Here is a 19,063-nt window from a genome sequence, read left to right as displayed (position 1 = left end):
CCCACAGGGGCAAAAAGGTCAGCGGCGGCGCAGCAGCCACATCAGGACCGGTCCGCCAATCAGCGTGGCGACGAGACCGGCCGGGATCTGGCGCGGGAAGATGGCGGTGCGGCCGATCCAGTCGGCGGCGACCATGATCAGCGCGCCGGCGAGCACCGCGCCAATGGCCTGCGGCAGCGCACGGGACAGGCCAAGGCGACGGGCAAGATGCGGCGCCATCAGGCCGATGAAGGTCAGTGGACCGACGATCAGCGTCGAGGCGGCGGTGAGTGCCGCGACCACCAGCAGCACGAGAAGCCGCGTCATTTTCAGGTTTATGCCAAGGCCTTGAACCGCGGCGGGCCCGAGCGGCAGGATGTCGAGCCAGCGCATGAAGAGAGGCGCGAGCGCGAAGAGGCAGACGGCAATGCCGCCGGTCAGCAGGGCAGCGCCGACATCGACGCCATAGGTCGAGCCGGTGAGCCAGTTGAGCAGCAGCATGGCGCGAGGATCGCCGGTGGCGGTAAGCACCAGGATCAGCGCGTCGAACAAGGCGGTCAGGGCGACGCCGGCGAGCAACAGCCGCTCCGGCGCATAGGCGGCACGGCGGCCAATCGCCAGCGTCACCAGCAAAGCGGCGAAGGCGCCGATGGTTGCCGCCGCGGTCTGCAGCGGACGGCCTGCATCGGAGATAGAGAACAACGCCACCATCATGCCGAGCGCGGCACCGGCGCTGATGCCCAGCACTTCGGGACTGGCCATCGGATTGCCGGTCAGCCGCTGCATCATCAGCCCGGCGAGCGCCAGCATGGCGCCGGCGCTCAGCGCTGCAAGCACGCGGGGCCACCGCCACGCCAGCAGGGGCCGCAGCTCGTCGCCGAAAGCGAAGGTCCAGCCATGCGGGCCCGGTCCATAGAGCAAGGCCAGGCCCAGCAGCAAAAGCAAAGCCAGGCCGATCGCCGCCATTAGGAGGCCGGGCCGGCTTGCGCGTGGCAGGCGCTCGGCCGTCAAAGCCGGGCTTTCCAACCCAAGCGCAAGGCGCGGCAGCAGCCAGAGCAGCAGCGGCGCACCGAGAAGTGCGGTGATCGCTCCGGTCGGCAGTAGGTCGCCTTGCGGTCCGGTGGCGATCTGCACGGCCTGATCAGCGGCCCACAGCAATGCGCCGCCGATCAGCGGCGCCATCACCAGCTGCTGGCCCAGCCGTCGGGCGCCGCCGATGCGCGCAAGCGTCGCTGCGGCCAGGCCGACGAAACCGATGACGCCAACAGCGGCAACGACAAAGGCGATCAGCGTGACGGCGGCTGCCAGTCCGGCGAAGCGATAGGCGCCGAGCGGCACGCCAAGGCTGCGCGCGCCCTCATCGTCGAGGCCAAGCAAGGTCAGCGGCCGCACCATGAGGAAGATCGCCAGCGCAGCAGTGCCGATGCGTGGCAAAAGCCACAGCGTCGTCGACCAGTCCTGCTGGCCGAGCGAACCGGCGCCCCAGATGAACAGGCTGGCCAGCCATTCATGCCGCAGCACAATGAGAGCGGCGCCAATGGCGCCGGCATAGAGGCTGACGACCAGCCCCGCCAGCACGACCGAAAGCGGCGACAGGCCCTTGTGCCAGGACAAAGCGAAGACCGCGGCAAGGGCCATGAATGCGCCGGCCAGCGCCACCCACTCGCGGCCGAAGGCAAGCAGGGATGGCGACAGAAGCGTCGCCAGCGCCAGCGCCAGATAGGCACCGGCCGAGACGCCGACCGTTTCGGGCGAGGCGAGCGGATTGCGCAGAACCTGTTGCAGCACGGTTCCGGCAAGTCCGAGCGCCGCACCACACAAAAGGCTGACGGCAAGCCTGGGCAGGAAGGCGTAGTGGACGAGCACCTGCCGCATGTCGGCGATGTCGGGGGCGGCGAGCGATTGGAGCCAGAGCGCCGATGGCAGCTGCACGGTGAGGTTCGAGACGGTTGCCGCTATCGCCGCCGCGAGCAGCATCGCGCAAAGCAGGATCGCGCCTACCGGCTGATTGCCAAGAAAGCTCCATGGGGAGGCCCGGCCGGCCAACGCAGGCTTTCCCCCTTGGGCAATGGCCGCAGCATCCTCAGCCACGGGCGGCCCCCACAGTCATCGCCGACGCGAGGACCCGAGCAAAACGGGTGGCGGACGGAAGCGCTCCGAACATATGGACGGCGGGAAGGCGCATGATCGAGCGGTTGCGCACGAAAGGCATGGCGTTCCAAACCGGACTTTCGGTCAGCGTGCCGCCCGCGCCCTCGGGCAAGGGTTCCAGATAGGCGAGGCGCGCGTCGCTGGATGTCGCCAAGCCGTCGATGCCGACGGTCGAAAATCCCCAATAGTTGGTCTCGGCCGTCCAGGCGTTGGCGAGCCCGATGCGGTCGAACACCTCCTGAAACAGGCTTTTTCTGCCGTAGACGCGCACATTGCGCGGGTCCATGAAGCTGACGGCATAGATCGGCCGCGCCGAAAGCGGCGCCAGCTGCTGGCGAGCTTCTGAAAAACACGCATCCGTCGCCGCGATCAGTGCCTCGCCTTCGCTTTCCTTGCCGACAAGCCTGGCAAGCTGGCGGGTTGCCTCGAGGGCGCGCTGATAGGGTTGCCCGGCCTCGGTATAGAGCCCGATCGTCGTCACCGGCGCCACGCGTTCGAGCAGCGGCTTGATGCCGTCGAGATACGGCATGGACAGGATGATGTCGGGCTTGAGCTGCTGCAGCAATTCGAGATTGGGTTCGAGCAGCGTGCCGACATCGGCGATCTCAGCCGGCAGCGGCGGTTCGACCACCCAGGTCTCCCAGATGTCGCGACCGGCAATGGCGACCGGGCTGACGCCGAGCATGAGCAAGGTCTCGGCCAGCCCGTCATCCAGGCAGACGATGCGCAGCGGCTTCGCCGCGGCAGATGGCGATGCAATTGCAGCGAAGGGCAGAGCGAAAAGCCCTAGCACACCGCGCCGTGTGATCCGATCGCGCAGACGGTCAGCCCTGTGGGATTCAAGGGCTGCCATCACCGCGCGGCGCCTGCGCGGAAAGCCGGCTGGGCGTGGATTTCAGGCACGGTTTTTCTCCAACACGACGCGGTTCAAAAAATCTGGCTGTCGGCAGCCGATGGCCGGTTGACTATGAAACATGACTTTAATAGTCAAGATTGAAGATGACTAAATGAGTCAACAATTTGAAATTAGCGCAGGGCGGAACACCCCTGCGCGCATTACAGGCATGAGGGGTATCGAGATGGGGTTGAGTGCATATCGTGCGGCGCGTCGGCGAAGCCGGGCCCAGGGCCTCGTGGTCGCATCGCTTTCGACCCTGCTTTGCACCCAGGCCCTTGCGCAGGAAACCGCGACCGAACTCAACCCGATCAATGTCGAGGGACAGAGCGACAGCCCGGTCGGACCGGATGACGGCTACATCGCCAAGAACACCACCACCGGCTCGAAGACCGACACGCCGCTGAAGGAAATTCCGCGCTCGATTTCGGTGGTGACCCGCAAGCAGCTCGACGACCGCCAGCCAGGGCAGCTTGAGGACGCCTTGTCCTATCTTGCCGGCGTCACCATTTCGCCATGGGGCATCGACGATCGCTTCGACCAATGCCTGATTCGTGGGTTTGACCTCTGCACGTCGGCGATCTATCGCGACGGGCTGCCGCAGAAGGTGGTCGACTTCTCAGGCTTCAAGATCGAGCCCTACGGGCTGGAGCGAATCGAGGTGCTGAAGGGACCGTCCTCGGTGCTCTACGGCGAGAACGAGGCTGGCGGCATGGTCAATGCCGTCACCAAGCGGCCGACGGACAAGCCGATCTATGACGGCTTCCTCAGCTATGGCAGCTTCAACACGGTCGAGGCCGGGCTGGATATAGGCGGCCCGATCGACGATGCCGGCGTGTGGTCCTACCGGCTGACCGGTCTGGTTCGCAACGGTGAGCTCGAAACCGACTATTCCCGCAACGACCGTATCTTCGTCGCGCCGGCGCTGAAGTGGCAGCCGGATGCGCAGACCTCGCTGACCATCCTGGCCAACTACCAGTGGGACAGGCTGACGCCGATTCAATTCCTGCCGGCGCAGTATGGCAATCTGCCGCGCAATTTCTTCACCGGCTCGCCCGACTTCGACCGTTTCGATGCCAACCATGGTTCGATCGGCTACCAGTTCAGCCATGAGTTCGACGACCATTGGACGGTGCGGCAAAATCTGCGCTACTCGCAGCAGGACACCGACTACCGGCAGCTCTATTATGGCGAATGGCTTGGCGGCCCGGACATGATCGACGATCATACGATGTCGCGCACCCTGTTCACGGTGGACGAGACCGCAAGGCTGTTCAACGTCGACAACCAGGCCGAATACAAGGCTGACTTCGGTGCTATCGAAAACAAGCTGTTGTTCGGTCTCGACTACAGCAGACAGTCGGTCGACGGGCGCAACGGCTACGGCGAGGGTCCGCCGCTGGACACCCAGAACCCGGACTATTCGATCCCGGTCACGCCGCCGAGCCTCATCATTACGGATCGCGTGGAGACGATCGGCCAGGTCGGTCTCTATGCACAAAACCAGTCCAAGATCGCCGACCACTGGGTCCTGACCGTCGGCGGCCGGCAGGCCTGGATCGACCACACCAATTTCGACCGACTCGACGATACAGGCAGCTACGATCAGAAGGACCATGCCTTCACCGGCAATATCGGCATCGGCTATCTCTTCGACAACGGGCTGACGCCCTATGCCAGCTATGCCGAATCCTTCACCACCAATATCGGCCCGACCCAGTCCGGAGACGCGCTGCTGCCTTCGCTGGGGAAGCAGTACGAAGTGGGCGTGAAATACGAGCCGACCTTCTTCCCCGGCTTCATCACCGCTTCACTTTTCGACCTGCGCAAGACCAATGTGCCGACGGCAGCAGCCAATCCCGTCTACCAGGTGCAGACCGGAGAAGTCCGCCATCGTGGCCTCGAGATCGAGGCCAACGCAGATCTGGCTTCCGGTCTCAGCATGATTGCGGCCTACACCTATCTCGACGCGAAGATAACCAGCGATGCCGCCGCCATCATCGGCAACCGCCCGGCCAGGGTGCCGGAACACCAGGCATCGCTGTGGGCCAATTATGAGGTTGGCAGCGGCGTGCTCGAGGGCCTGAGCGTCGGCGCCGGCGTGCGCTATATCGGCGCAAGCTTCGGCGACAATGCGAACACAGTGAACGTGCCTGGCCACACGCTGGTCGACGCGGCATTGCGCTACAAGAAGAACGGCTGGCAGGCGGCTCTCAATGTCTCCAACCTGTTCGACAAGACCTACTATTCGACTTGCTATGAAGCCGGCAGCAATGCCGACCTCAGCTGCATCTATGGCGAAGGCCGCGTCATCAAGGGCAGCCTCAGCATGAAGTTCTGATGCATGCCAGCCAGCCTGCCTCGACTGGCAGTGATCTGGCATGCATCGAACAGCCACTTGAAGCGCGCCGCATGAACCCGTGACGATGCGACGCGTCCAGGGCCGCGATCCGGCGCGACCCTGTTTCCCCATCCGCGCTGGGGCGATTCGGCCCCGTCATGGTGCTGTGCGGCGTCACCCCCACCGAAAATCGCTGCCCGCGAAGCCCAAGCCGCGCCCCGCATCATTTTTCCTCCACGAATGCATTCCATGATAGAGGGGGCCACGGTCGCCTTCGGGCGGCCGTGTCCTGGATTGCCTGAGACCAAAAGACGGCCAGGGCACGAATCAAAAAAGCCGGCGGCAAGCCGACGCCTGAAGACGTCAAAGACCGGTCGAACGCATCAAGGCAGCGCGATCGGGTTGCGCTCGGCAAGGCTTGATGATTTGTTGCCGCTATACGGAGAACGAATGATGCGAGAGCCTGCCGGTCAAGACGAGTATGGGTCGACGAACCCCTTCGATCCGGACGACCTGCCGACGTTGAACGCGATAGGTCCGAGCATGGGAAGCGGCAACGATTTCGAGAAATACGCCGTTGCCGTGATCATCGTGTTCGGCGCGCTGATCATTGGCGGGCTGATGGCCGCATCGATGGTCTTCGGGCACCGCAACGGCTTCCTCTTCGCGCTTGGCGGCGCCACGTCTGCCTGGATATCCGGAAACGCGCTGCTGCTCGACCGGCCGCGCATCTATGCGCTGTTCGTCGGCATTGCCGCCTTGATGCTGGTTGCGTCCACCATCACGCTGGTGTTGTGAACCAGAAGACAGAAAGTCCAGCACTGGCCTTCTAAGCCGGTGCTCGATTCAAGAGATCGCACGATCCTTCCTAATTCGCCTAATATCCGAGCGCCTCGCCAGAGGACGCGCGGCTGTCGATGGCGCCGTTGTAGCGGGCGCCGCCACCCTTCTCGATTTCCGCCAGGCTCTTGCCGCCGACCAGGATGCCGGCCGCCTGGCCCCAGGTCTGGTCAGCGAGATCGAGATGATAGCCCATGCCGGCCAGCAGCTTTTCGGTATCCGGCGACAGGCCGAACGGCTCGATATAGACCGTATCGGGCAGCCATTGGTGATGGATGCGCGGCGCGTCGATGGCCTCCTGGATGTTCATGCCGTGGTCGATGACGTTGACGATGGCTTCCAGCGTGATGGTGATGATGCGCGAGCCGCCGGGGCTGCCGATGACCATGAACGGCTTGCCGTCCTTGGCCACCACGGTCGGGCTCATCGACGACAGCGGCGTCTTCTTCGGCTGGATGGCGTTGGCCTCGCCCTGGACCAGGCCATAGAGGTTGGGCACACCGGGCTTCTGGGTGAAATCGTCCATCTCGTTGTTGAGCAGGATGCCGGTGCCATCGGCGACGACGCCGGCGCCAAAGGAGCCGTTCAGCGTATAGGTGACCGCGACCGCATTGCCGTCATTGTCGATGATCGAATAGTGCGTCGTCTCCTTGCTCTCGCCAAAGCCCTTCGGCATCAAGTCCTGCGACACGCCGGCCCGGAACGGATCGATCTTGTCGCGGATATCCTTGGCGTAGGCCTTATCAAGCAGTTTCGAGACCGGGTTGTCGACGAAATCAGGATCGCCGAGCGCGGAATTGCGGTCGACATAGGCGTAGCGCATCGCCTCGACCATGACATGGACGGTCTCCGCCGATCCCTCGCCGAGATAGGACAAGGGATAGCCTTCCAGCACGTTGAGGATTTCGCAGATGATGACGCCGCCGGAGCTGGGCGGTGGCGAGGAAGTGATCTCGTAGCCGCGATAATTACAGGTCACGGGCTTCAGTTCACGGACCGCATATTGCTCGAAATCCGGCTTGGCCAGAATGCCGCCCTTGGCGCCGCTCGCCTTGACGATGGCATCGGCGATGGCGCCCTTGTAGAAGGCATCCGGGCCTTTTTCCGAAATGGCGACGAGCGAGGCGGCGAGGTCCGGCTGGGCCAGGCGCTCGCCGATGCCATAGGGCTTGCCATCGGGTTTCAAGAAGATGGCGGCAGCCGCGGGATCCTTCGCCAGCCGGTCGGCGCTGCCGGCAAAAGAGGCGGCGTCACCCTGCTTGAGGATGAATCCATCCTTGGCATAGGCGATCGCCGGCGCCATCAGATCCTGTCGGGACAATTTGCCGTATTTTTCGCGCGCCATCTCTAAGCCGGCGACGGAACCGGGCACCCCGACCGCGAGATAGCCGTTGAGGCTGGCGCCCTTCACCGGGTTGCCGTCCTTGTCGAGATACATGGTCTTGGTCGCCGCCAGCGGCGCGCGTTCGCGGAAATCGAGGAAGGTCGATTTGCCGTCCTTGAAACGGATGGTCATGAAGCCGCCGCCGCCGATATTGCCGGCATTGGGGTAGACGACGGCGAGCGCATAGCCGACGGCAACCGCCGCATCGACAGCATTACCGCCCTTCTTCAAGACCTCGATGCCCACTTCCGACGCCAGGTGCTGGGCCGTCACCACCATGCCGTGCTCGCCCTTGGCTGGCGCCGGCGAGGCGGCGAAGACACTCGTCAACGGCGCCAGGACGAAGGTGATGGAAAGACTGGCGGCGATCAGCGTCCGACGGTTGAGTGGCATGGCGGTTCTCCTGGCGGGGGGACGCCTAGAAGACCGTGTTGGACGGATCGAGTCCACTAACAATTAAAGGAGCGTGAGAAAGAGCCCCCTCACCCGGATTGCCAACCGAACTGCAAAGGGCAATTCGGGGCAATCCGACCTCTCCCCGAGAGGAGAGGAGGTCACCGACGTTGACGCGCGGCTCTTCTCCCCTCGGGGAGAAGGTGGCCGCGAAGCGGCCGGATGAGGGGGACTGGCTCGGCCTTAGACAATCCCGCCGCTCCCGCCGGCGACCGCGGGGCGTTCCGCCGCGACCTTGGCGCGGTAACCCGCCGCCCGATAGGCCGCGACCGGGTCGATAGCGCCGCCGGTCTTCAGCCGCGCCATGGCCAGGATCGGCTCGACATCGGTGCGGTAGGCGGCTTTCAGCGTCTGCGTAGCCATCAGCGCGTCGTTGCTGTCCTGGTAGCCTTCCAGCGCCTTGCGGTCGACCAGCAGCGCCTGCGCATAGGCGCGCTGCACCTCGACCGCCGACAGCATCAGGCTTTCTATCGGATCGGTGACGTTGTGGCTCTGGTCGAGCATATGGGCCGGATCGAAACCCTTGGCGCCGGAAAGTTCGGCATCGACCAGTTCGTTGAAGACAAGAAACAGCCGGTAGGGGTCGATCGAACCGGCATCGAGATCGTCGTCGCCATATTTCGAATCGTTGAAATGGAAGCCGCCGAGTTTCTTGAACTGGATCAGCCGGGAGACGATCATCTCGATGTTGACGTTGGGCGCATGGTGGCCGAGGTCGACCAGGCAGAACGCCTTGTCGCCCAACTCCCTGGCGATCATGTAGTTGGTGCCCCAGTCCTGCACGACGGTGGAATAGAAGGCCGGCTCGTACATCTTGTGCTCGCTGAACAGCTTCCAGCCGTCCGGCAGTCCGGCATAGACCTCTTTCATGGCGTCGAGATAGCGCTCGAACGCCCTGGCGAAATTGACCTGGCCTGGAAAATTCGAACCGTCGCCGATCCACACCGTCAGCGCCTTGGAGCCGAGCGTCTTGCCGATCTCGATGCATTCGAGATTGTGCTCGACCGCTTGCCGGCGCGTGCCGGCGTCGGCATGCGACAGCGAGCCGAATTTGTAGGAAAGCGCCTGGTCCTTGGCGTCCGAGAAGGTGTTGGAATTCATGGCGTCGAAGCCGAGGCCGAAGCGCGAGGCTGCCTGCTTCAGCCGGTTCGGGTCGGCCTTGTCCCACGGAATGTGCAGGGACACGGTCGGCGTCGCCTGCGTCAATTGCTGGATGACGGCAGAGTCCTCGATCTTGTCGAAGATATCGCGCGGCTCGCCGGCACCAGGAAAACGGGCAAAGCGTGTACCGCCGGTGCCGACGCCCCAGGACGGGATCGCCACCGCGAATTTCTCGACCTTGTCACGGATGGCGTCGATGGCGATGCCACGACGGTCGAGGCGCTCGCCGAGCGAGGCATAGTCGCGCTCGAGGTTGGCCTTGCGCGCGGCGTTGTCCTTGTCGACGAGGTCGGCGGAGATGATGGTTTCGGACAAACTGCTATTCCTCCCAAATGCGTTCCGTCAGCGCTGCCCCTCATCCGGCCCTTCGGGCCACCTTCTCCCCGTGAACGGGGAGAAGGAAGAAGGCCTAGCGCGTAAAACTCTGCGCGTTGCCCGCGTCGACATTGATGATGTTGCCGGTCGACTTGGCCGACATGTCGGAGGCGAAGAAATAGATCGCTTCGGCGATGTCTTCGGGGAAGACCGAACGCTTCAGCATCGAACGCGAGCGATAATGCTCCTCCAGATCGTCGGTCGACATCTTGTAGGCAGCGGCGCGCTGTTCCTTCCACTCGCCGGTCCAGATCTTCGAGCCGCGCAGCACAGCGTCCGGGTTGACGACATTGACCCTGATCTGCGCTTCCGCGCCCTCCAACGCCAGGCAGCGGGCGAGATGGATCTCGGCGGCCTTGGCGGTGCAATAGGCAGCGGCGTTGGGCGAGGCGGCAAGGCCATTCTTGGACGCGACGAAGACGACGTTGCCGCCGATCTTCTGCACCCGGAACAGCCGGAACGCTTCCCGCGAGACCAGGAAATAACCGGTCGACAGGATATCCATGTTCTTGTTCCACAGCGCCAGCGTCGTCTCCTCGATCGGCGCCGAGGAGGCAAGGCCAGCGTTCGACACCAGAATGTCGATGCCGCCGAACTCGACCGCTGTCTCGGCGAAGCCGGAGATAACCTGGTCCTCCGAGGTGACGTTGATCAGCACCGGGCGGACGAAATCCTTGCCATAGGCTTTGGCCAGTTCGTCATTGGCGCTGGCCAGCGCTGTTTCGTCGATGTCGGCCAGCACAACGCAGGCGCCTTCGCGCAGCAGCCGGTTGGCCGTCGCGCGGCCGATGCCGCCGGCGCCGCCGGTGACCAGCGCGATCTGGCCGGCAAGCGATTTCGGCTTCGGCATGCGCTGCAACTTCAGGTCCTCGAGCAGCCAGTATTCGATGTCGAAGGCTTCCTGTGCGGGCAGGCCGACATAGGACGAGACGGTGGAGGCGCCGCGCATGACGTTGATGGCGTTGACATAGAATTCGCCCGAAATACGCGCCGTCGCCTTGTCGCCGGCGAAGGTGAACATGCCGACGCCGGGCATCAGATAGACAACGGCATTGGGGTCGCGGATGGCTGGCGAGTCCGCATGCTTGCAGCTGTCGTAATAGGCCTGGTAGCCGACACGATAGGCCGCGACATCGTCGGCAAGCCGCGCGATGACCGCATCGACATCGGGTTTTGCCGGATCGAACTCGATGACCAGCGGGCGGATCTTGGTGCGCAGGAAATGGTCAGGGCACGAGGTCCCGAGTGCCGCCAGCGGCCGCAAATCCCTGGAGTTGACGAATTCGAGCACGGCGGCGGAATCATCGAAATGGCCTGTTTTGTGGCTCTTTTCCGAGATCAGTCCGCGGATCCTGGGCATCAGCTTGACGGCGATGGCGCGGCGCTCGGTGGCATCGAGCGACTTAACCACTTCACCGCCGAAGATGGCCAGGCCCTCGGAGCGGCGCTCGAACCATTCGATCGCCTGGTTGATCACCGAGATCGTCGTCTCGTAGCATTCCCTGGGGGTGTCGCCCCAGGTGAACAGGCCGTGGCTTTCCAGGATGACGCCCTTGGCACTGGGATGTTCGAGGCAGAATTTCTCCAGCCACAGGCCGAGTTCGAAGCCCGGACGCTTCCATGGCAGCCACCCGATGGCGTCGCCGAAGATCTCCTTGGTCAGCGCCTTGGAATCCTTGGCGGCGGCAATGGCGATGATGGCATCGGGATGCATGTGATCGACAAAAGGCTTCGGCACGAAGGCATGCAGCGGCGTGTCGATCGAGGCCGCGCGCGGATTGAGGTTGAAGGTGCAGTGCGGCAGGAAGCCGACCATTTCGTCTTCGTGCTCAACGCCGCGATAAAGGCCTTTGAGCGCGCGCAGCTTGTCCATGTAGAGCGTGGCGAAGCCGTCGAGCTTGATCGAAGCACTGTCGCCGCCGGACCCCTTGACCCAGAGCACTTCGACGGCCTCGCCGGTGAGCGGGTCTTTCTGCCAGATCTTCGATGAGGTGTTGCCGCCGCCATAGTTGGTGACGCGCTTGTCCGAGCCGAGCGTGTTCGAGCGATAGACCAGAAGTTCCGGCTCGCTCATCCCTTTGGCCTTCGCATCATCCCACAAATTGGCGAGGCGCGCGCCGGTGCGCTTGTCGAGCATAGGTATCCTCCCTGGGACGCAAAAATCCGCAGTCCATTTTGGCGGGAATGTCTACGCAAGCAGCCGGCTTGTCAATCATAAACGATCAAGATCGATCATATTGCACTGCACAATGAAATTATATGATCGGAAATGATTGACATTGCGCGTTTTGGGTGCCTAGATGCTCGGGCAGGGAGGAACCATGCACGAAAAAGAGCGCCACAGGATCATTCTGTCCGCCGTCCAGGAAAAGCCTGTTGTGACGGTGCAGGAGATGGTCGATCTGACGGAGTCCTCCGAGGCGACGATCCGGCGCGATATCGCGGCTCTTCACGTGCAAAAGCGCCTGCGCCGGGTGCGCGGCGGTGCCGAAGCAATCTCGCCGCCACAGTTCATCGGGCTGGCCGGCCGGCCCTTTTCCGTCAACGAAACGATCAACGCCTCGCAAAAGCGGGCGATCGCACGAGAAGCGGTCGAGCTTTGTGGGGATGGCGAGCCGATCATCATCAATGGCGGCACCACCACCTTCCAGATGGTGCATTTCCTGACCGGCCGCCGCATGCCGATCTTCACCAATTCGTTTCCGATCGCCGAGCACCTGCTCAAGCACTCCAAGAACACGGTGATGCTGTCTGGCGGCACGATCTACCGCGAGCAGAACATCATCCTGTCGCCCTTCGACAATGACGTGACGCGCAATTTCTATGCGCGCCGCATGTTCATGGGCGCTCAAGGGCTGGGGCCGCTCGGCCTGATGGAAGGCGACCCGCTGCTGATCCAGGCGGAGCAGAAACTGATCGACCAGGCCGACGAGTTGGTGGTGCTGGTCGATTCCTCGAAATTCCGCAAACGCTCGAGCCTGATCCTGTGCGGCCTGTCGCGCATCGCCACGGTCATCACCGATGACGGCATCGAGGATCGCGAAGCCAAGATGTTGGAGACCGCAGGCGTGACGCTGATCGTCGCCCGCAAGTCGGCAAAGGAAGAATCTTCACTGCAGGCCTGAGACACCCTCACACCAGCAGCGGCGATGGAATGCAACGCTCAAGGGAGGATATTCGATGAGCTTTTTGAAGAAACTGATGGTAACGGCGGCGTTCTCTGCCGCCATGTTCGTGAATGCAGCCTATGCCGAAAACGTCAAGATCGCGCTGGTGGTGAAGTCGCTCGGCAATGGCTTCTTCGATGCCGCCAACAAGGGCGCCGAAGAGGCGGCCAAGGAACTCGGCGATGTCGACATCATCTACACCGGCCCGACCAAGGCGACCGCCGAAGCGCAGATCGAAGTGGTCAATTCGCTGATCGCCCAGAAGGTCAACGCAATCGCCATTTCGGCCAATGACGCCGACGCGCTGGTGCCGGTGCTGAAGAAGGCCATGGAGCGCGGCATCACCGTCATCTCGTGGGATTCGGGCGTCGCCAAGGAAGGCCGCCAGCTTCACCTCAACCCGTCCGACACCGGCCTGATCGGCGAGACCATCATCAAGCTCGCCGCCGACTACCTGCCGGAAGGCGGCGACGTCGCCATCCTGTCGGCCTCCTCGACCGCCACCAACCAGAACGCCTGGATTGATGCAGCCAAGAAGATCCTGCCGGAGAAATTCCCCAAGATCAAACTCGTCGCCACCGTCTATGGCGATGACGATTCGGCCAAGAGCACCGACGAAGCCAAGGGCCTGCTGAAGTCCTATCCGAACCTCAAGGCGATCATCGCGCCGACCACCGTCGGCGTCGTCGCCGCCGCCCAGGTCGTCACCGACGAAAACCTGATCGGCAAGGTCAATGTCACCGGTCTCGCGCTGCCGTCCGAGTTCAAGAAGTTCATCGACAACGGTGCCAGCCAGGCGGTTGCACTGTGGAATCCGATCGATCTCGGCTACTCCGCCGTCTACCTCGCCCATGATCTGGCGGTGAAGAAGGAAGAGGCGAAGCCCGGTGCCACACTGTCGATCGGCCGCGTCGGCAAGGTGACGCTCGACGACACCAATTCGGCTGCGATGGCTCCGCCCTTCCAGTTCGACAAGTCGAACATCGAGAAGTTCTCCAAGATCTATTGATCTGGAGCCCTCTAGAGTTGTCGCGGCGGGGCTCACGTCCCGCCGCGACTTTAAACGGACCTTGTTTCAGGGCTTGATACGACTATGGACACGACAGCCCAACCCGGCACGGTGAAGGAGCGGCCTCTGGCCTCGGCTCCACGCCTGACGCTGTCCGGCATCACCAAGAGCTTTCCCGGCGTGCGCGCGCTGCACAATGTCAGCCTGTCGCTCTATCCGGGCCAGGTGACCGCGTTGATCGGCGAGAACGGCGCCGGCAAGTCGACGCTGGTCAAGATCATGACCGGCATCTACCAGCCTGATGCGGGCACAATCAGCATCGACGGCCAAGCCGTCACCCTGCCCAGCGCGCACGCCGCCTTTGGCTATGGCGTCACCGCCATCCACCAGGAAACCGTGCTGTTCGACGATTTGACGGTCGCCGAGAACATCTTTCTCGGCCACGCGCCGCACACGCGTTTCGGCACCATCGACTGGCGCACGATGCGCAAGAATGCGCGCGAAGTGCTCGACACCATGCATGCCGGCCATATCGACGCCGACGCGCGGCTGAAGGACCTCGGCATCGCCAACAAGCATCTGGTCGCCGTTGCGCGCGCCATGTCGATCGACGCGCAGATCGTCATCATGGACGAGCCGACCGCCGCGCTTTCGATGAAGGAGATCGAGGAGCTTTTCCTGCTCATCGAGTTCCTCAAGAGCGAAGGCAAGGCTATCCTGTTCATCAGCCACAAGTTCGACGAGATCTACCGCATCGCCGACCGCTACACGGTGTTCCGCGACGGCGAGATGGTCGGTGAAGGCCTGATCAAGGATGCCGGCCAGAGCCAGATCGTGCGCCTGATGGTCGGCCGCGCGGTCGACCACATCTTCCCGCAGCGCAAGGCCGAGATCGGCGCGCCTGTGCTCTCCGTCTCCGGCCTGTCGCACCCGACCGAGTTCAACGACATCGGCTTCGAATTGCACAAGGGCGAAATCCTCGGCTTCTACGGCCTTGTCGGCGCCGGGCGCAGCGAGGTGATGCAGGCAATATCGGGCATCACCCGCATATCAGCCGGCACGATTACCTTGGAAGGCAAGACGATCGCGCCGAAATCGGCGGCGGATTCGATCGATGCCGGCATCGTCTACGTGCCGGAGGAGCGCGGCAAGCAGGGCGTGGTGATCGGCCTGCCGATCTTCCAGAACGTTTCGCTGCCTTCACTCAAGCGCACCTCGAAATCCGGCCTGCTGCGGCTGGCGGAAGAGTTCGATCTGGCCCGCTCCTACACCGAGCGGCTCGACCTGCGCGCCTCCTCACTCAGTCAGGATGTCGGTACGCTGTCTGGCGGCAACCAGCAGAAGATCGTCATCGCCAAATGGCTGGCGACCGCGCCCAAGGTCATCATCCTGGACGAGCCGACCAAGGGCATCGACATCGGCTCCAAGGCCGCCGTGCACGGCTTCATGGCCGAGTTGGTGGCGCAAGGCCTGTCGGTGATCATGGTGTCGTCGGAACTGCCTGAAATCCTCGGCATGTCCGACCGCGTCGTGGTCATGCGCGAAGGCCTCGTTGTGGCGGTCTACGACAACAAGGGGCTGGACGCCGAGACGCTGGTCAGGACGGCAGCGGGGATCGTGGCATGAAGGCTTTCCTCAAATACCGCGAAATCTGGCTGTTCGCAGCCATCGTCGTGCTGATCGGGCTGATCTCGACGCGCTTCCCGGCCTTTGCCGACCCCGGCAATCTGCGCCAGGTGTTCAACGACACCTCGATCCTGATGATCCTGGCGCTAGGCCAGATGGTTGTCATCCTGACCCGGTCGATCGACCTGTCGATGGCGTCCAACCTCTGCTTCACCGGCATGGTGGTGGCGATGCTGAACGCCGCGCATCCGGCGATCCCGATCCCGCTGCTGATCGTTATCGCACTGTTGGTCGGGCTGGTGCTCGGCGCCATCAACGGCCTTTTGGTCTGGCGGCTGAACATCCCCTCGATCGTGGTGACGTTGGGCACGCTGACCATCTATCGCGGCGCCACCTTCGTCCTGTCCGGCGGCGCCTGGGTCAACGCTGACAAGATGAGCGCTGACTTCATCGGCTTTCAGCGCGCCGCCTTCCTCGGCATTCCGGTGCTGTCCTGGATCGCCATCCTGGTCATTGCGCTGTTCTTCATCTTGATGACACGCACCGCGCTCGGCCGCTCGATCTATGCCATCGGCGTCAACCCGACGGCATCGGTCTATGCCGGCATCGATGTCGGCCGGACGAAGTTCATCGTCTTCTGCATCTCCGGCATGATCGGCGGCCTTTCCGGCTATCTCTGGATCTCGCGTTACGTGATCGCCTCGGTCGAGGTCGCCAACGGCTATGAGCTCAACATCATCGCCGCCTGTGTCATCGGCGGTATCTCGATCGCCGGCGGCATCGGTTCGGTCGGCGGCGCGGTGTTAGGGGCGCTGTTCCTCGGTATCATCTCCAACGCGCTGCCGGTCATCAACATCTCGCCCTTCTGGCAGATGGCGATTTCGGGCAGCGCCATCATTCTGGCCGTGGTGCTCAATGCGCGCGGCGAACGTCAGCAGGGCCGCATCATCCTCAGAAAGGTGGAGGCGGTGACATGACCGACATCCCTGCCCCGCGCCACATTCCCGACCGGCTCGACAAGCCGTTCCGTTCGGCGATCTTTTCCTGGGAAGCGCTGCTGGTCGTCGTGGCCGTGGCCATCTTCGCCATCAACAGCTTCGCCTCGCCCTATTTCCTCGACCCGTACTCGCTGTCCGATCTCACCTTCAATTTCACCGAGAAGGGCCTGATCGCCTTCGCCATGGCGCTGCTGATCATTTCGGGCGAGATCGACCTGTCGGTGGCGGCCATCATCGCGCTGGCGTCGACGATGATGGGCATGGCGGTGCAGGCCGGCGCCGGCACGCCGGTGCTGGTGCTGATCGGCATCGTCGTCGGGCTTGGTTGCGGCGCCTTCAATGGGTTGCTGGTGACAAGGCTCGGCCTGCCGTCGATTGTGGTCACCATCGGCACGATGAGCCTGTTTCGCGGCATCGCCTTCATCATCCTCGGCGACCAGGCCTACAAGGGCTACCCCTCAAGCTTCGCCTTTTTCGGCCAGGGCTATGTCTGGTGGGTGGTGTCGTTCGAACTGGTGCTCTTCCTCATTGCGGCTGTCGTTTACCGGTTCCTGCTGCACCGTACGAGTTTCGGCCGCCGCGTCTTTGCCATCGGCAACAACCCGGTCGCAGCACAATTTTCCGGCGTGCGCGTCGGCCGCACCAAGTTCATCCTGTTTTGCCTGACCGGGCTGATGTCGGGCATCGCCTCGGTGCTGATCACCTCGCGCCTCGGTTCGACCCGGCCGTCGATCGCGCAGGGCTATGAGTTGGAAGTCATCACCATGGTGGTGCTCGGCGGCGTCAGCATTCTCGGCGGCGCAGGCAGCATTCTGGGCGTCGTGCTCGCCGCCTTCATCATGGGGCTGGTGACCTTCGGGCTTGGCCTGCTCAATGTGCCCGGCATCGTCATGTCGATCTTCATCGGCCTGCTGCTGATCATCGTCATCGCGCTGCCGATCGTCTGGCGGCGGCTGCGCGGAGGGCGCTGATGCCTGAGAAATACGCGTTCAAGATGAAGCTGAAGCCCGGCATGAAGGTCGAGTACAAGCGGCGTCACGACGAGATCTGGCCGGCGCTGGTATCACTGCTGAAGCAGGCCGGCGTCTCCGATTACTCCATCCACCTCGACGAGGAGACCAATATCCTGTTCGGCGTGCTGTGGCGGCGAGACGACCACGGCATGGACGAACTGCCCAAGCATCCGGTGATGCAGCGCTGGTGGGCACACATGGCCGACATCATGGAAACCAAGCCGGACAACGAGCCGGTGGCCGTGCCGTTGGAAACCGTGTTCCATATGGCATGAGTGCGATGCGCCACGTCGCCGTAATCGACATCGGCAAGACCAACGCCAAGGTGGCTCTGGTCGACCTCGCGACGTTGAGCGAGGTCGCGCTGCGCCGGACGGCCAATGCGCCGGTGCGGCAGGCGCCCTACCCGCATCACGATGTCGGGGCACTTTGGACGTTCATCCTCAACAGCCTTGCCAGCCTCAACCGCGAACAGCGCATCGACGCCATATCGATCACCACCCATGGCGCGACGGGCGCACTGGTCGACGCCGCGAGCGAGCTGGTGCTGCCGGTGCTCGACTATGAATTCGACGGCCCCGACAGGCTGGCGGCGGATTATGAAGCGATCCGCCCACCTTTCGCCGAGACCGGCACGCCGCGCCTGCCGCTCGGCCTCAATCTCGGAGCGCAATTCTTCTGGCAGCAGAAGAACTTCCCGGCGGAATTCGCCAGGGCTGCCGCGATGCTGATGTACCCGCAATACTGGGCCTTGCGCCTGACCGGCATCGCCGCCAACGAGGTGACTTCGCTCGGCTGCCACACCGATCTGTGGAACCCGTGGACGGCGGATTTTTCATCATTGGTCGACAGCCTGGACTGGCGCGGCCTGATGGCGCCGGTGCGGCCGGCCAGCGATCGCCTCGGCCCGATCCTGCCCATCGTTGCGGCGCGAACCGGACTCGATCCGCAAACGCCGGTCTTCTGCGGCCTGCATGATTCCAACGCGTCGCTGCTGCCGCATCTGCTGTCCGACAAGCCGCCTTTCTCTGTCGTCTCGACCGGTACCTGGGTGGTGTCGATGGCGGTTGGCGGCAAACAGATTGCGCTGGATGCCGCGCGCGACACGCTGGTCAATGTCAACGCACTCGGCAATCCTGTTCCCTCGGCGCGCTTCATGGGTGGCCGCGAGTTTTCCGTGCTGACGAAGGACCAGCCGGAGCAGTGGGCCGAAGCCGATGTCGGCGCCGTGCTGGCGCGACAGATGCTGCTGCTGCCGTCGACCCAGCAAGGCTCGGGGCCGTTCCCGCATCAGACTGCGACATGGCTCAACGCTGACAACATGAACAATGGTCAGCGCTTTGCTGCCATCTCGTTCTATCTGGCGCTGATGACGGCGACCTGCCTCGACCTGATCGGCGCCGACGGCCCGACCACTGTCGAAGGCCCCTTTGCCCGCAACCGGCTCTTTGTCGGCATGCTGGCAGCCAGCACGGCACGCGCCGTTGTTGCGTCCGAAGCCGCCACCGGCACCAGCATCGGCGCCGCATTGCTGGCGACCGATCAACTGATGGCGCAGGGCAAAGGCGAAAAAATGGAGCCTCCGACCGACCCGGTGTGGGTCGACTATGTCAGTGCCTGGCGCGCGGCAGTCAAAGTGCAGGGATAGGGTCTGTCTGTTTGAGCATGATC

At 63.3% G+C, this 19,063-nt stretch carries 14 protein-coding genes; 9 read left to right on the top strand and 5 right to left on the bottom strand.

Annotated elements, in window-relative coordinates; translation table 11 throughout:
• Nucleotides 1-18: 18 nt before the first annotated feature.
• Both fhuB and FCU66_RS05255 read right to left on the bottom strand, forming a co-directional pair.
• Complete coding sequence (gene fhuB, locus FCU66_RS05260; protein ID WP_136617126.1) at nucleotides 19-2,070, bottom strand: Fe(3+)-hydroxamate ABC transporter permease FhuB; 2,052 nt, start codon at nucleotides 2,068-2,070, stop codon at nucleotides 19-21.
• Nucleotides 2,063-2,983: an ABC transporter substrate-binding protein gene (locus FCU66_RS05255; protein ID WP_168991807.1), complete on the bottom strand. Its 921-nt coding sequence runs from the start codon at nucleotides 2,981-2,983 to the stop codon at nucleotides 2,063-2,065. The genes fhuB and FCU66_RS05255 overlap by 8 nt, the downstream gene beginning before the upstream one ends.
• 232 nt (nucleotides 2,984-3,215) lie before the next feature.
• Between FCU66_RS05255 and FCU66_RS05250 the strand changes: the two genes are divergently transcribed.
• A complete protein-coding gene (locus FCU66_RS05250; RefSeq protein ID WP_168992246.1) occupies nucleotides 3,216-5,366 on the top strand; it encodes a TonB-dependent siderophore receptor in 2,151 nt (716 codons plus the stop codon).
• Between the two features lie 450 nt (nucleotides 5,367-5,816).
• A complete protein-coding gene (locus FCU66_RS05245; protein WP_168991805.1) occupies nucleotides 5,817-6,164 on the top strand; it encodes a hypothetical protein in 348 nt (115 codons plus the stop codon).
• Nucleotides 6,165-6,243: 79 nt separating this feature from the next.
• Here FCU66_RS05245 and ggt read toward each other — a convergent pair whose 3' ends face one another.
• The 3 genes from ggt to FCU66_RS05230 all read right to left on the bottom strand — a co-directional run bounded on the left by ggt (nucleotide 6,244) and on the right by FCU66_RS05230 (nucleotide 11,716).
• The gene (gene ggt, locus FCU66_RS05240) at nucleotides 6,244-7,983 is read right to left on the bottom strand and encodes a gamma-glutamyltransferase (RefSeq protein ID WP_136617124.1); all 1,740 of its coding nucleotides are present in this window, start codon (nucleotides 7,981-7,983) and stop codon (nucleotides 6,244-6,246) included.
• Nucleotides 7,984-8,226: 243 nt separating this feature from the next.
• A complete protein-coding gene (gene rhaI / locus FCU66_RS05235; protein ID WP_136617123.1) occupies nucleotides 8,227-9,519 on the bottom strand; it encodes an L-rhamnose catabolism isomerase in 1,293 nt (430 codons plus the stop codon).
• 94 nt (nucleotides 9,520-9,613) lie between these two features.
• Nucleotides 9,614-11,716 (bottom strand): bifunctional rhamnulose-1-phosphate aldolase/short-chain dehydrogenase, encoded by a 2,103-nt coding sequence (locus FCU66_RS05230; RefSeq protein ID WP_136617122.1) that lies wholly within the window; start codon nucleotides 11,714-11,716, stop codon nucleotides 9,614-9,616.
• A gap of 184 nt (nucleotides 11,717-11,900) precedes the next feature.
• On the opposite strand from FCU66_RS05230, the gene FCU66_RS05225 reads away from it, so the two are divergent.
• The 7 genes from FCU66_RS05225 to FCU66_RS05195 all read left to right on the top strand — a co-directional run bounded on the left by FCU66_RS05225 (nucleotide 11,901) and on the right by FCU66_RS05195 (nucleotide 19,040).
• Nucleotides 11,901-12,704 carry a DeoR/GlpR family DNA-binding transcription regulator gene (locus FCU66_RS05225; protein ID WP_013897232.1) on the top strand — a complete coding sequence of 268 codons (804 nt, stop codon included), beginning with the start codon at nucleotides 11,901-11,903 and terminating at the stop codon, nucleotides 12,702-12,704.
• Nucleotides 12,705-12,759: 55 nt separating this feature from the next.
• Nucleotides 12,760-13,755, top strand: coding sequence for a rhamnose ABC transporter substrate-binding protein (rhaS, locus tag FCU66_RS05220; RefSeq protein ID WP_027055502.1), 996 nt, complete (start codon nucleotides 12,760-12,762; stop codon nucleotides 13,753-13,755).
• An 84-nt stretch (nucleotides 13,756-13,839) separates the two neighbouring features.
• Nucleotides 13,840-15,381 carry a sugar ABC transporter ATP-binding protein gene (locus tag FCU66_RS05215; RefSeq protein WP_136617121.1) on the top strand — a complete coding sequence of 514 codons (1,542 nt, stop codon included), beginning with the start codon at nucleotides 13,840-13,842 and terminating at the stop codon, nucleotides 15,379-15,381.
• On the top strand, nucleotides 15,378-16,358 hold the full coding sequence (locus FCU66_RS05210) for an ABC transporter permease (protein ID WP_136617120.1): 981 nt from the start codon (nucleotides 15,378-15,380) through the stop codon (nucleotides 16,356-16,358). Before FCU66_RS05215 ends, FCU66_RS05210 begins: the two co-directional genes overlap by 4 nt.
• Complete coding sequence (locus FCU66_RS05205) at nucleotides 16,355-17,350, top strand: ABC transporter permease (RefSeq protein WP_136617119.1); 996 nt, start codon at nucleotides 16,355-16,357, stop codon at nucleotides 17,348-17,350. The genes FCU66_RS05210 and FCU66_RS05205 overlap by 4 nt, the downstream gene beginning before the upstream one ends.
• Nucleotides 17,350-17,667: an L-rhamnose mutarotase gene (rhaM, locus tag FCU66_RS05200; protein ID WP_136617118.1), complete on the top strand. Its 318-nt coding sequence runs from the start codon at nucleotides 17,350-17,352 to the stop codon at nucleotides 17,665-17,667. The genes FCU66_RS05205 and rhaM overlap by 1 nt, the downstream gene beginning before the upstream one ends.
• Nucleotides 17,664-19,040 carry an FGGY-family carbohydrate kinase gene (locus tag FCU66_RS05195; RefSeq protein WP_136617117.1) on the top strand — a complete coding sequence of 459 codons (1,377 nt, stop codon included), beginning with the start codon at nucleotides 17,664-17,666 and terminating at the stop codon, nucleotides 19,038-19,040. Before rhaM ends, FCU66_RS05195 begins: the two co-directional genes overlap by 4 nt.
• The last annotated feature ends 23 nt before the right edge of the window (nucleotides 19,041-19,063 follow it).

Source organism: Mesorhizobium norvegicum (genome assembly GCF_004919685.1).
Classification (GTDB): Bacteria; Pseudomonadota; Alphaproteobacteria; order Rhizobiales; family Rhizobiaceae; genus Mesorhizobium; species Mesorhizobium norvegicum.
The sequence above is the reverse complement of the archived record's forward strand: the minus strand, read 5'-3'. Positions and strand labels throughout refer to the sequence as shown.